The organism is Sphingomonas fuzhouensis, from assembly GCF_034659795.1.
GTDB lineage: Bacteria > Pseudomonadota > Alphaproteobacteria > Sphingomonadales > Sphingomonadaceae > Sphingomonas > Sphingomonas fuzhouensis.
The window spans coordinates 174,303-186,592 of record NZ_JAXSQY010000003.1; the positions used below are offsets into that span (position 1 = coordinate 174,303).

The window sequence follows — 12,290 nt, forward strand, 5'->3', positions numbered from 1 at the left end:
CGATGGCGGGTCCGTAGCTCAGTTGGTAGAGCAAGCGACTTTTAATCGAGAGGTCCCGGGTTCGAGTCCCGGCGGACCCACCACGGGGTTGTTTCAGGGTTCGTATCGCGGCCCTGCCCGATCACAGATCGTCGGAACAGCGCAGGGCGCACCGCCCCTTATTCGCCGCGTGCCACTTCCTCGACGGTGCCGGCGAAGGCCTCGAAATCCTTGGCCTCGCCGAATTCGCGGTAGACGCTGGCGAAGCGGATATAGGCGACCGAATCGAGACCCTTCAGCCCCTCCATCACCATCTCGCCGATCCGCTTGGACGATACTTCGCCCTCGCCGCTCGTCTCCAGCTGGCGCTGAATGCCGGATACGAGCTTTTCCACCCGCACCGGGTCGATGGGGCGCTTGCGCGTGGCGATGGCGATGGACCGGAGCAGTTTCTCGCGGTCGAACGGCTCGCGCCGCTCCTCGCTCTTCATCACGGTCAGTTCGCGCAACTGGATACGCTCGAACGTGGTGAAGCGCGCGCCACAGCCTTCGCATTGGCGGCGACGGCGGATCGCCGCCCCATCTTCGGTGGGGCGGCTGTCCTTTACCTGACTGTCTTCATGGCCACAAAAGGGGCAGCGCATTCAGGCCTTCTTCTTTGCCTTGAAATAGGCGTAACCGGCACCCGCCGCCGCGCCGAAGATCGGGCCGACGAACGGCACCGGGATCGCGACCACGGCGCCGAGCGCACCCCATTTCGCCATGCTCTTGCCCAGGCCAGGGGTCGACTTGATGTCGTTCTGCACCTCGGAAATCTTCTGGTCGAACTTGGCCATTCGGAACGTCCTTATCCCTGATAGATCGGAAAGCGCGCGCAAAGCTCACGCACACGGGTCCGAACGTTTGCCTCGACCTCTGGGTCCCCATGTTCGCCCTTGGCCTTCAGACCGTCGAGCACATCGGCAACCATATGGCCGATCTGTTCGAACTCGGCCGCGCCGAAACCACGCGTCGTGCCCGCAGGCGAGCCGACGCGGATGCCGCTGGTCTTCATCGGGGGCAGCGGATCGTTGGGGATGCCGTTCTTGTTGCAGGTGATGCCCGCCCGCTCCAGCGCTTCATCGGCATCGCGGCCGGTGATGCCCAGCGGGGTCAGGTCGACCAGTGCCAGATGCGTGTCGGTGCCGCCCGCGACCAGGTTCGCGCCGCGCGCCTTCAGCGTTGCCGCCAGCACGCGGGCATTCTCGACCACCGCCGCGATATAGGTCTTGAACTCCGGCTGGAGCGCTTCGCCGAACGCGACCGCCTTGGCGGCGATGACGTGCATCAGCGGGCCACCCTGAAGGCCGGGGAAGACCGCCGAGTTGATCTTCTTGGCGATCGCTTCGTCGTTCGTCATGATCATGCCGCCACGGGGTCCGCGCAGCGTCTTGTGCGTGGTGGTGGTCACGACATGGGCATGGCCGAACGGGGTCGGGTGCAGGCCGCCCGCGACGATGCCCGCGAAATGCGCCATGTCGACCATGAAATACGCGCCGACCTCGTCCGCGATGGCGCGGAACTTGGCGAAGTCGATCACGCGCGGATAGGCCGAGCCGCCCGCGATGATGATCTTGGGCTGGCTCTCGCGCGCGATCCGGGCGACCGCGTCATAATCGATCAGGTGCGTCTCGGGATCGACACCGTACTGGACCGCGTTGAACCACTTGCCCGACAGCGCCGCCTTGGCGCCGTGAGTCAGGTGGCCACCCGCGTCGAGCGACAGGCCCATGATCGTGTCGCCGGGCTTGGCCAGCGCCAGCATCACCGCGCCGTTCGCCTGCGCGCCCGAATGCGGCTGGACGTTGACGAAGTCGCAACCGAAGATCTGCTTGGCGCGGTCGATCGCCAGCTGCTCGACCTCGTCCGACGGGGCGCAGCCCTGATAATAGCGCTTGCCCGGATAGCCCTCGGCGTACTTATTGGTGAAGACCGAGCCTTGCGCCTCCATCACCGCCTTGGAGACGATGTTCTCGGAGGCGATCAACTCGATCTGGGTCTGCTCGCGCTCCAGCTCGTGGGCGACACCGGCGAAGACGGCGGGGTCGGCATCGGCCAGGGTGCGGGTGAAGAAACCGGCGGGCTGGACGTCGTTAAGCGTGCTCATGGGGTGCGTATCCTCGGGCGTTCAATTCTGGGCGGGCGCGGTGGACAGCATGTCGACACGGCGCTGATGACGTCCGCCCTCGAACGGGGTGGACAGGAAGGCGGTAAGGCAAGCCTTGGCCATTTCCTCACCGATGACGCGTGCGCCCATGGCGATGGCGTTGGCGTCGTTATGCTGGCGGGCGAGCGCGGCCGACAGCGGCTCGGACACCAGCGCGCAGCGGCAGGCGGGGTTGCGGTTGGCCGCGATCGAGATGCCGATGCCCGAGCCGCACAGGGCCACACCACGCTCGGCGCGACCATCGGCCAGCGCTTCGCCGATCGCGCGGCCGAAATCGGGATAGTCGACGCTGGCCGTGCCGTCCGTGCCCAGGTCGAGCACCTCATGCCCCTCCCCGCGCAGCCATTCCGCCAGCACGGTCTTCAGCGAGACGGCGGCATGATCGGATGCGATCGCGATGCGCATGGGACGGGCGCTCCTGACAGGGTCGGTTGGAATGCCCGCGCCTTTACGCGCGCGCGGGGCCTATGGCTACCCCTTCGCGTCACGGAACGTGTGCCAGCATTGAAGGGTTCTGCGCGCCATGAAGCGCATTCTGATCCTGTCCGCCCTCTGTGTCCTGACCGCCTGCTCGCGGGAAACGCCGGACGACGTGAAGAACGCGGCGGCCACGACGAACAGCCCCAGCCCCGCCGCCACGGCGGGCCCGGCAGGCGACGGCTCGACCTTCACCGGCCTGCCGAAGAAAAAGGCGCCGGACTATGTCGGCCGCTGGGTCGGGGTGGAGGGCATGTTCCTCGACATCAAACATGCCGCGACGCCGGGCCGCTATCGCATGGAAATGCAGTGGGACCTCGACCATAAGGGGGAGTTTCGCGGTGAGCAGGTCGGCGACACCATCGTCTTTGAACGGGGCGGCGTGCGCGAAACGCTGCGCCCGACCAACGGCGATGCCACGGGCCTGAAATATCTGGCGGGCAAGACCGAATGCCTGACGGTGAAGCCGGGCGAGGGCTATTGCCGGAAATGAGGTGTGGCCAGGTTTGCGAACATCACCCGGATAGGATGGCCGACGTGACTTTGCAGGACCTGCCCCCGACTTATTGCAATGCACGCTTCAACGCGGCCGAATTTCTGCGGATGGCTAGAAGGGGTGCCTTCGCCGACATGGTCGTCGAACTGGTCGCAGGCAGGCTGGAGCGGCTGGACCTGCCGATGAGCGGCCATTCCGCGATACAGACAAAGCTTATCGTCCAGCTGGCCTCTGCCGTTTCCCCGAACAGGGTGCTGGGGACAGCCGGCGTCGTGCTCGACGACTCTACGGTCGTTTCTTGTGATGCGGCACTGTTGCAGGACGTGGTGATTGAAGATCGGTTCCTGACGTCCGATGATCTATTGCTGGTGATCGAAATCGCGCAAACGACGCAATCGCGCGATCTTGGGTTGAAGCGGATGCTTTACGCTCGCGCGGGCATCCCGACCTATTGGGCGATCGACGGCGTGCGGCGCGTCATCCATGTTCAAGCCGAACCGGTGGATGGCGAATATACCGACATCCATACCGTCTGTTTCGGCGAACGCCTTGCCCTGCCGGGATGCGAGGCGGCAATCACACTCGATTAATGGGTTCACGCGAAGTCGCGAAGTCGCGAAGATTTTTATTCGCGCGGAGGCGCGGAGGACGCAGAGGTGTCACGCCTGATCGCGACCTGCATGACACTTTCAACAGGCAGGCGAGAAAAGCGATACGCGTAATGCCGGGCAAAACTCTGCGCCCTCCGCGCCTCTGCGCGAACCATCCTTCGTCGCGGCTTCGCCCGAACACGATAAAGACAGCGCGGCCTTACGCCGCCATCTTCAGCTCCAGCCGCTCCCAAATCTCGACCAGCGCCGACACCAGTTCCGCCATCATCGCCTCGTCATGCGCGGGGCCGGGCGTGAAGCGCAGGCGTTCGGTGCCGCGCGGCACGGTCGGGTAATTGATCGGCTGGACGTACACGCCATATTCGGCGAGCAGGATGTCGCTGATCTTCTTGGCCTTGACCGGGTCGCCGACCATCACCGGCACGATATGCGTCTCGCCCAGCATGACGGGCAGGCCCGCCTCGCGCATCATGGCCTTCAGCTTGGCGGCGGCGGCCTGCTGCCCCTCGCGCTCGACCGAGCTTTGCTTCAGGTGGCGCACGCTCGCCAGCACGCCCGCGACCAGCACCGGCGACAGCGAGGTCGTGAAGATGAACCCCGGCGCATAGGAGCGGATCACGTCGACGATCATCCGGTCGGCCGCGATATAACCGCCCATCACGCCGAACGCCTTGCCCAGCGTCCCCTCGATCACGGTCAGCCGATGGGCGACGTTATCGCGCTCGGAAATGCCGCCGCCGCGCGCGCCATACATGCCGACCGCGTGCACTTCGTCCAGATAGGTCAGCGCGTTATACTTGTCGGCGAGATCACAGATCGCCGCGATCGGGGCGATATCGCCCTCCATCGAATAGACGCTTTCGAACGCGATCAGCTTCGGCACCGCCGGATCGGCAGCGGCGAGCAGTTCCTCCAGATGTGCCAGATCGTTGTGACGGAAGACCTGCTTCTCGCACCCCGAATTGCGAATCCCTGCGATCATCGACGCATGGTTGAGTTCGTCGGAAAAGATCACGCAGCCGGGCAGAATCTTCGCCAGCGTCGCCAGCGTTGCCTCGTTCGAGACATAGCCGCTGGTGAACAGCAGGGCCGCTTCCTTGCCGTGCAGGTCGGCCAGCTCGCCTTCCAGATCGACATGATAATGCGTGTTGCCGCCGATATTGCGGGTGCCGCCAGAGCCTGCGCCCACGTCATGGAGCGCCTCCTCCATCGCGGCGATGACCTTCGGATGCTGTCCCATCGCCAGATAGTCGTTGGAGCACCAGACCGTGATCGGCTTGGGTCCGTTATGCCCGGCAAAACAGCGCGCATTGGGGAACATGCCCTTGTTGCGCAGGATGTCGATGAAGACGCGGTAACGTCCCTCGGCGTGCAGGCGGTCGATCGCCTGGGTGAAGACGCGGGAATAATCCACGCGCGCGTCCGTACCGTCGATGCTCATAGGATGCGAATGTAGGCGCAAGCCGTGAATGAATCGAGTCGGGAACTGCGCTCACTGTGATCGATCATGGTGGACATATTGTCCCAAGCCCCCAAGGGTTCCTGATGCGGATGGTTCTCACCGCGTTGGAACGGCGTCCTTCCCACTATAGAGCCTCGACCCGCGAAAAGCCTCTGGCCGCCAGTCCGGGCCGCAAGGCCGCCTCGCGTTCGCCCAGATGGGTGAACACCGCCACGCCCTCGCCGGGCGAGTCGGGCCAGTCCTGTCCCGCGGTCAGATGGGCGATGCGCCGCGCGATGCCCGGCCCGCCATCGACGAAGCGCACCGCATGCGGTGCCGCCGCCGCCAGCTCGGCCTCGACCAGCGGGAAATGGGTGCAGGCATTGACGATCACATCGATCGATTCGCCCCCCGCCTGCCCGAACAGCCCGTCGAGCACCGCCGCAAAGGCATCAGGCGAGAGCGCCTCGCCGCGCAGCCTGGCCTCGGCCAGTTCAACCAGGGCGGCCGAGCCATGGCGGAGGACATGGCAGTCGCCCGCAAATCGCGCCGCCAGATCATCGACATAGGCCTGGCGCACCGTCGCGCGGGTGCCCAGCACGCCGATCGTCCGCGTCACGCTCATCGCGGCGGCGGGCTTGATGGCGGGGACCGTGCCGACCACGGGCAGATCCAGCGCCGCCCGTACCGCAGGCAGAGCGATGGTCGAGGCGGTGTTGCACGCGATCACGATCAGGCGCGGGCGATAGCGCTCCGCCAGCCGCCCGAGCAGGGCGGGCACCCGCCCGGCAATCTCCGCCTCGCTCTTCTCGCCATAGGGAAAGCCCGCACTGTCCGCGACATAGACGAAGGGCGCGGTAGGCAGGGCGGCACGGGCAGGCCCCGCGATCGACAGTCCGCCCACACCGGAATCGAAGAACAGGATGGGGCGCGGATCGGTCATCGCCACCTCATAAGCGGCTTGATCCGCCGAAACCAGCACCCGCCGGATTGGACAGGGCACGGCGCATGTTCTATGTCTGTCCCGGAGCACAGGGGAAGACTATTGCCGACCGAAATCATCTGGGGGCCGCCGACTTGGGCCTTGCTGATCGGCTATCTGCTGGGGTCGATTCCCTTCGGCATCATCCTGACGCGCGTGGCTGGTGCAGGCGATCTGCGCAGCATCGGATCGGGCAATATCGGCGCGACCAATGTGCTGCGCACCGGCCGCAAGGGGTTGGCCGCCGCGACCTTGCTGCTCGACATGCTGAAGGGCGTCGCCGCTGTCCTGATCGTCCGCCACTGGCTGCCCGGTGAGGAGGCGCTGGCGGCCGCAGCGGCGTTTATCGGCCATTGCTATCCCCTCTGGCTGAAGTTCCGGGGCGGCAAGGGCGTCGCCACGCTGATGGGTGTGGTGGTCGCGCTCTATTGGCCGCTGGGGCTGGTCTATGCGGTCGTCTGGCTGGGGCTGCTCGCCACCATCCGTATCTCGGCGGTGGCGGGGATGGTCGCGGCACTCAGCGCGCCGCTCGCCGCCGCCATGCTCGGGCGGTTCGACCTGGTCCTGATGCTGATCGCGCTTGCCCTGATCGTCATCTGGAAACACGGCGCGAATATCGAGCGGCTGCTGGCTGGCACCGAACCCCGCATCGGCCGCAAAAAGCCGTGAGCGACGCCCGGTTCGCACAGCTGCGGCTGTTGCGGACGCATGGCATCGGCCCCGTCACCTGGCGGCAGTTGATGGCGCGCTTCGGTCAGGCCGAAGCGGCGCTCGACGCCCTGCCCGGCCTGGCCCGGCGCGGCGGCGGCGAAGCCCCCAAGGCCGCCGACCCCGCCCTGATCGCCCGCGAGATCGAGACGGTCGCGCGGCTGGGCGCGCGGCATGTGATGCTGGGCGAGGCCGACTATCCCGCGCTGCTTGCCGAACTGGACACCGCGCCGCCCGCGCTGATCGTGCGCGGCTACATGGCGCTGGCACGGCGCGGCGGGGTGGCGCTGGTCGGCGCGCGCAACGCCTCGGCCGCGTCCTGCCGGTTCGCGCGTGGGCTGGCGCAGGATCTGGCGAGCCACCGCATCCCCGTCACCTCGGGTCTGGCGCGCGGCATCGACACGGCGGCGCATATCGGCGCGCTCGACGGCGGTACGATCGGCGTCATCGCCAGCGGCATCGACATCGCCTTCCCGCCCGAAAACGCCCGGTTGCAGGAAGAGGTGGCGACGCGCGGCCTGTTGATCGCCGAACAGCCGCCGGGGACGCAGCCGCTCGCCCGCCACTTCCCGTCGCGCAACCGGATCATCGCCGGGCTCGCGCAAGGGACGGTGGTGGTCGAGGCCGCGCCGCGCTCCGGCTCGCTCATCACCGCACGGCTGGCGGGCGAGGCGGGCCGCGAGGTCATGGCGGTGCCCGGTCATCCGGCGGACCCGCGCGCGCAGGGCTGCAACATGCTGATTCGCGAGGGCGCAACGCTGATCCAGTCGGCGGGCGACATATTGGAGCAGATCCGCCCGATCGACCCGCGCATGGTCCGCGCGCCCGAGAGCCGCTACACGCCCCCGCCGCCGCAAGATGCCAGCGACGCAGACCGGCAACGGGTGAGCGATCTGCTCGGCCCGGTCGCGGTGACGGTCGACGAACTCATCCGCCAGAGCGGGCGGCCCTCCGCCATCGTCCAGACGATCCTGCTGGAACTGGAACTGGCCGGACGGCTGGAACGCCATGCCGGGGGCCGGGTGGCGCTGGGGTGAGGTGTGAACATGGCCTTCGACTTCGGCGTACAGCGCCGAAGTTCATCCTGAGCGGCTGGCTTGCCAGCCAGTCGAAGGGCTCAGGCTGAACGGGAGGTAGGAATGAGTTCACGCGGAGGCGCAGAGGACGCAGAGGTGTCTGGCTTGCCGCGAATGCAGCATCTCAATCTCCATGAGGAGAAAACAGGCGCTGCCCCCCTGCGAAACACCTCCGCGTCCTCTGCGCCTCCGCGCGAACACATCTTCTTCACGTCCTCGCGCCTCCGCGCGAACACATCTTCTTCACGTCCTCGCGTCTTCGCGTGAACCCAACTTCCCACCACCCGTTCCGCCTGAGCGAAGTCGAAGGCCACGCCCCGACACCCGCCACACCCGAACCAACCCCGCTTGACGGCCCCCCGCCCCCTCCCCATCCTCGCGTACACACGTAAGGGACGTAGTTTTACCACTCATGCAGCTTGTCATCGTCGAATCGCCCGCCAAGGCGAAGACCATCGAGAAATATCTGGGTTCGGACTACCGCGTCCTGGCGAGCTATGGTCACGTCCGCGACCTGCCGCCCAAGGACGGCTCGGTCGATCCGGACCAAAATTTCGCGATGGAGTGGGAGAATTACGCGGACAAGGCGCGCCAGCTGAAGGCGATCGCCGACGAGGCCAAGAAGGCCGACCGCCTGATCCTCGCCACCGACCCTGATCGCGAGGGCGAGGCGATTTCGTGGCATGTTCAGGAGGTTCTGAAGAACCGCAAGGCGCTGCCCGACAAGGTCGAGCGGGTGACGTTCAACGCGATCACCAAGCCCGCCATCCTGCACGCGATGCAGAATCCACGCGAGCTGGATACCGACCTGATCGACGCCTACCGGGCGCGCCGCGCGCTCGACTATCTTGTGGGCTTTACCCTCTCGCCGGTGCTGTGGCGCAAGCTGCCCGGCGCCAAGTCGGCGGGCCGCGTCCAGTCGGTCGCACTCCGCCTGATCGTCGGGCGCGAGCGCGAGATCGAGGCGTTCCGGCCGCAGGAATATTGGTCGGTCACGGCCGATATGGAACAGGACGGCACGCCGTTCGTGGCGCGTCTGGTCCAGTGGGAGGGCAAGAAGCTCGACCGCCTGTCGATCGGAAACGAGGGCGACGCCACGCGTGCCAAGGCCGATGTCGAGGCGGGCCGTTTCGAGGTTCAGTCGGTCGAGACCAAACCCGCGACGCGCAACCCGCCGCCGCCCTTCACCACCTCGACCCTGCAACAGGAGGCCGCGCGCAAGCTGGGCTTCTCGGCCGATCACACGATGCGGATCGCGCAGCAGCTCTACGAGGACGGCGCGATCACGTACATGCGTACCGACGGCGTCCAGATGGACGGTTCGGCGATCTCGGCGGCGCGCAAGGCGGTGGCCGACCGCTATGATGCGTCTTACGTCCCCGACAAGCCACGCATGTACCAGTCCAAGGCGAAGAACGCCCAGGAAGCGCACGAGGCGATCCGGCCGACCGATTTCTCCCGCGACCGCGCCGGTTCGGGCGATCATGGCCGTCTCTACGACCTGATCTGGAAGCGCGCGCTGGCGTCGCAAATGGCCTCGGCGCGGATGGAGCGCACCACCATCGACATGGCCGACGGCACCGGCCGCCATGTGCTGCGCGCGACCGGCCAGGTTGTGCTCTTCCCCGGCTATCTGGCGCTGTACGAAGAAGGCCAGGACGACAGCCAGGATGAGGAAGCGCGCCGCCTCCCCCGCCTGCGCGAAGGCGATGCGCCCGCCAAGAAGGACGTGAAGGCCGAGCAGCACTTCACCCAGCCGCCACCGCGCTTCTCCGAGGCGTCGCTGGTCAAGCGGATGGAGGAACTCGGCATCGGGCGGCCGTCGACCTATGCCTCGATCATCAAGACGCTGAAGGACCGCGCCTATGTCCGCGTCGAGAAGAACCGCTTCTTCGCCGAGGAGAGCGGGCGGCTGGTGACGGCGTTCCTGGAACGCTTCTTCGAGAAATATGTCGGTTACGACTATACCGCCGAGCTGGAAGAGGAGCTGGACGACGTGTCCGGCGGCCGCGCCCAGTGGCAGGCGGTGCTCGACGCCTTCTGGCGCGATTTCAAGCCGCGCACCTCGGAGGTGATGGAGCAGCAGCCTTCGGCGATTACCGCCGAATTGGATCAGTTCCTGGCGCCTTACCTGTTCCCCGAAAAGGCGGACGGCTCGGACCCGCGCCTGTGCCCGAATTGCGGCGAGGGCAAGCTGGCCCTGCGCGGCGGCCGATTCGGTGCCTTCATCGCCTGCTCCAATTACCCTGAGTGCAAATATACCCGCCGATTCGCGCAGGGCGGCGAAGGGGCTGGTGAGGATAGCGGGCCGGAGACTCTGGGCCAGGACCCCGAAACCGGCCTACCGGTCGAACGCAAGTCGGGGCGGTTCGGCCCCTATATCCAGCTAGGCGAGGGCAAGGACGCCAAGCGCGCCTCGATCCCCAAGGATGTCGATCTCGACCTGGAATGGGCGCTCAAGCTGCTCAGCCTGCCGCGCACCATCGGCAACCACCCGGAAACCGGCGAGCCGATCACCGCGTCGATCGGGCGCTATGGCCCCTATCTGGCGCATAGCGGCAAATATGCGCGCCTGACCTCGACCGCCGATGTGTTCGAAACGGGCATGAACGCCGCCGTGGTCAAGCTGGCCGAAGCGGCGGCGGGCGGCGGACGGGCGGCGCGTGGCACCGCCTCGCGCGAACCGCTGAAGGTGCTGGGCAAGCATCCGCGCACCGAGGCGGAGATCAAGCTGATGGAAGGGCGCTACGGCGCTTACGTCACCGATGGCGAGACGAACGCAACCATCCCCAAGACGGTCGATAAGGACCAGCTGACGCTGGAGGAAGCCGCGCAACTGATCGACGCACGGGCAGCGGCCGCTCCGGCGCGCAAGAAACCGGCGAAGAAGGCTGCGGCCAAGAAGGCCCCCGCCAAGTCGGGTACGAAGGCATCGACGGAGAAAAAAGCGCCAGCCAAAAAGGCTCCGGCCAAGAAAGCCGCGGCGAAGAAGGCGAGCGACGCCTGAGTTCGAACCTGATCCCGTGAGCTGATCCTCCCCGCCCCTTTCGGGCGGATCAGCGCGCGGTGGTCAGGATCATCAGGCCGCGCGCATGTGCGGCATATTGCCGTGCAGGAAGGCGCGGGCCTGGCGTTGCGCTTCGGCGATCTCGCGCGCGGTCATGTCGCTGGCCACTTCAGCGCGCGCGATCTGCGCGGGCAGGAAGCCGGCGACCGCTGCCAGGTTGAACCACTTGTGCGCCGCGATCAGGTCCAGGCACTTGCCCCCGGAACCGGTCGAATAGGCGACCCCCATGTCGTACATCGTCGCACCGTCATCGGTCGCCACCTGGTCGGCGAACCGGCTTTCCATCAGGAACTGTGCGGATTTGCTGCTATTGGCCATATCCTACCCCTCTGTTCGGACACATCTGCGTCCGAGCGTCAGGTCTATGGCCAAAACGGTCACAAATTGGTTAACTCATGACGGATCGATGACAGCGATATTATCGATCAGTCTGGTCGATCCCATGCGTGCGGCGGCGACCAGGCGGCGGGGTCGATCAGCGGCGGGGTCCGGAGTCAGCGTCTCGGCATCGACCAGTTCGACATAGTCGACCTCGAAGCCGGCGGCGGTCAGGGTGGCACGGGCATCGGCCAAAACGGTCACCGTTTCCTCCCCCCGCCCGATCGCACGCGCGGCGACGCCCAGCGCGCGCGGCAAAGCGACCGCCTTGGCCCGCTGTTCCTCGTCGAGATAGATATTGCGCGACGACAGGGCGAGACCGTCATCGTCGCGCTGGGTCGGCACGCCCACCACGTCGATGGGGAAGTCGAGATCGGCGACCATGCGACGGATCACCGCCAGCTGCTGGAAATCCTTTTCCCCGAAATAGGCGGCATCCGGCCCGACCTGGTTGAACAGCTTGGCAACGACGGTGGCGACGCCGTCGAAATGGCCGGGGCGCGATGCCCCCTCCAGCCCTTCGCTGACGCCCTCGACGCGGATCGTCGTCGCATGCCCCTCCGGATACATCACCTCGACGCTCGGCATCCACAACAGGTCGCAGCCCGCCTCGGTCAACATCCGGATGTCGGACTGCTCACGCCGGGGATAGCGGCCCAGATCCTCGCCCGCGCCGAACTGCTTCGGGTTTACGAAGATCGACGCCACGACCTTGGTCCCCGGCCGCTTCGCCGCCTCGATCAACGCGATATGGCCGGTGTGGAGCGCCCCCATGGTCGGCACGAACGCCACGCGCGCGCCCTCGGCCCGCAGAGCGGCGAGCGCCTCGACCAAGGCTTCGCGATCCCGAATGACTTGCACTGATTTTA

General features: G+C 66.4%; 13 protein-coding genes and 1 tRNA gene. 6 read left to right on the forward strand and 8 right to left on the reverse strand.

Annotation, left to right across the window (positions count from 1 at the left end; genetic code table 11):
* Positions 1 to 7 precede the first annotated feature (7 nt).
* A tRNA-Lys gene (locus U1H82_RS08980) sits at positions 8 to 83 on the forward strand.
* A gap of 75 nt (positions 84 to 158) precedes the next feature.
* Here U1H82_RS08980 and nrdR read toward each other — a convergent pair.
* The 4 genes from nrdR to rpiB are packed head-to-tail and all read right to left on the reverse strand — an operon-like array spanning position 159 to position 2,590.
* Complete coding sequence (nrdR, locus tag U1H82_RS08985) at positions 159 to 623, reverse strand: transcriptional regulator NrdR (RefSeq protein ID WP_322964591.1); 465 nt, start codon at positions 621 to 623, stop codon at positions 159 to 161.
* Positions 624 to 815 (reverse strand): hypothetical protein, encoded by a 192-nt coding sequence (locus U1H82_RS08990; protein ID WP_322964592.1) that lies wholly within the window; start codon positions 813 to 815, stop codon positions 624 to 626.
* Between the two features lie 11 nt (positions 816 to 826).
* Positions 827 to 2,125 (reverse strand): serine hydroxymethyltransferase, encoded by a 1,299-nt coding sequence (gene glyA / locus U1H82_RS08995; protein WP_322964593.1) that lies wholly within the window; start codon positions 2,123 to 2,125, stop codon positions 827 to 829.
* Between the two features lie 21 nt (positions 2,126 to 2,146).
* Positions 2,147 to 2,590, reverse strand: a complete 444-nt coding sequence (rpiB, locus tag U1H82_RS09000; RefSeq protein ID WP_322964594.1) for a ribose 5-phosphate isomerase B — start codon at positions 2,588 to 2,590, stop codon at positions 2,147 to 2,149.
* Between the two features lie 118 nt (positions 2,591 to 2,708).
* Between rpiB and U1H82_RS09005 the strand changes: the two genes are divergently transcribed.
* Both U1H82_RS09005 and U1H82_RS09010 read left to right on the forward strand, forming a co-directional pair.
* The gene (locus U1H82_RS09005) at positions 2,709 to 3,155 is read left to right on the forward strand and encodes a hypothetical protein (protein ID WP_322964595.1); all 447 of its coding nucleotides are present in this window, start codon (positions 2,709 to 2,711) and stop codon (positions 3,153 to 3,155) included.
* A gap of 35 nt (positions 3,156 to 3,190) precedes the next feature.
* A complete protein-coding gene (locus U1H82_RS09010; protein WP_322964596.1) occupies positions 3,191 to 3,748 on the forward strand; it encodes a Uma2 family endonuclease in 558 nt (185 codons plus the stop codon).
* Between the two features lie 220 nt (positions 3,749 to 3,968).
* On the opposite strand, the gene hemA is transcribed toward U1H82_RS09010, so the two are convergent.
* Positions 3,969 to 5,210, reverse strand: coding sequence for a 5-aminolevulinate synthase (gene hemA, locus U1H82_RS09015; protein WP_322964597.1), 1,242 nt, complete (start codon positions 5,208 to 5,210; stop codon positions 3,969 to 3,971).
* Between the two features lie 145 nt (positions 5,211 to 5,355).
* Positions 5,356 to 6,153 (reverse strand): glutamate racemase, encoded by a 798-nt coding sequence (gene murI / locus U1H82_RS09020; protein WP_322964773.1) that lies wholly within the window; start codon positions 6,151 to 6,153, stop codon positions 5,356 to 5,358.
* A gap of 102 nt (positions 6,154 to 6,255) precedes the next feature.
* Here murI and plsY point away from each other — a divergent pair, with 102 nt between their 5' ends.
* The 3 genes from plsY to topA all read left to right on the forward strand — a co-directional run bounded on the left by plsY (position 6,256) and on the right by topA (position 10,983).
* Positions 6,256 to 6,861, forward strand: coding sequence for a glycerol-3-phosphate 1-O-acyltransferase PlsY (gene plsY, locus U1H82_RS09025; protein WP_322964598.1), 606 nt, complete (start codon positions 6,256 to 6,258; stop codon positions 6,859 to 6,861).
* A complete protein-coding gene (dprA, locus tag U1H82_RS09030) occupies positions 6,858 to 7,937 on the forward strand; it encodes a DNA-processing protein DprA (RefSeq protein ID WP_322964599.1) in 1,080 nt (359 codons plus the stop codon). The genes plsY and dprA overlap by 4 nt, the downstream gene beginning before the upstream one ends.
* Positions 7,938 to 8,388: 451 nt before the next feature.
* On the forward strand, positions 8,389 to 10,983 hold the full coding sequence (topA, locus tag U1H82_RS09035) for a type I DNA topoisomerase (RefSeq protein ID WP_322964600.1): 2,595 nt from the start codon (positions 8,389 to 8,391) through the stop codon (positions 10,981 to 10,983).
* Between the two features lie 72 nt (positions 10,984 to 11,055).
* Here the strand turns inward: topA and U1H82_RS09040 are convergent, their stop codons facing one another.
* A complete protein-coding gene (locus U1H82_RS09040; protein ID WP_322964601.1) occupies positions 11,056 to 11,361 on the reverse strand; it encodes a hypothetical protein in 306 nt (101 codons plus the stop codon).
* 75 nt (positions 11,362 to 11,436) lie between these two features.
* Complete coding sequence (panC, locus tag U1H82_RS09045; RefSeq protein ID WP_322964602.1) at positions 11,437 to 12,282, reverse strand: pantoate--beta-alanine ligase; 846 nt, start codon at positions 12,280 to 12,282, stop codon at positions 11,437 to 11,439.
* Between the last annotated feature and the right edge of the window lie 8 nt (positions 12,283 to 12,290).

Bases quoted from the DNA above. Each gene is read 5' to 3' on its own strand.
- U1H82_RS09010 (WP_322964596.1), top strand. From the start codon at position 3,191: ATGGCCGACGTGACTTTGCAGGACCTGCCCCCGACTTATTGCAATGCA.
- topA (WP_322964600.1), top strand. From the start codon at position 8,389: ATGCAGCTTGTCATCGTCGAATCGCCCGCCAAGGCGAAGACCATCGAG.
- U1H82_RS08990 (WP_322964592.1), bottom strand. From the start codon at position 815: ATGGCCAAGTTCGACCAGAAGATTTCCGAGGTGCAGAACGACATCAAG.
- U1H82_RS09040 (WP_322964601.1), bottom strand. From the start codon at position 11,361: ATGGCCAATAGCAGCAAATCCGCACAGTTCCTGATGGAAAGCCGGTTC.
- glyA (WP_322964593.1), bottom strand. From the start codon at position 2,125: ATGAGCACGCTTAACGACGTCCAGCCCGCCGGTTTCTTCACCCGCACC.
- U1H82_RS09005 (WP_322964595.1), top strand. From the start codon at position 2,709: ATGAAGCGCATTCTGATCCTGTCCGCCCTCTGTGTCCTGACCGCCTGC.
- nrdR (WP_322964591.1), bottom strand. From the start codon at position 623: ATGCGCTGCCCCTTTTGTGGCCATGAAGACAGTCAGGTAAAGGACAGC.
- rpiB (WP_322964594.1), bottom strand. From the start codon at position 2,590: ATGCGCATCGCGATCGCATCCGATCATGCCGCCGTCTCGCTGAAGACC.
- hemA (WP_322964597.1), bottom strand. From the start codon at position 5,210: ATGAGCATCGACGGTACGGACGCGCGCGTGGATTATTCCCGCGTCTTC.
- murI (WP_322964773.1), bottom strand. From the start codon at position 6,153: ATGACCGATCCGCGCCCCATCCTGTTCTTCGATTCCGGTGTGGGCGGA.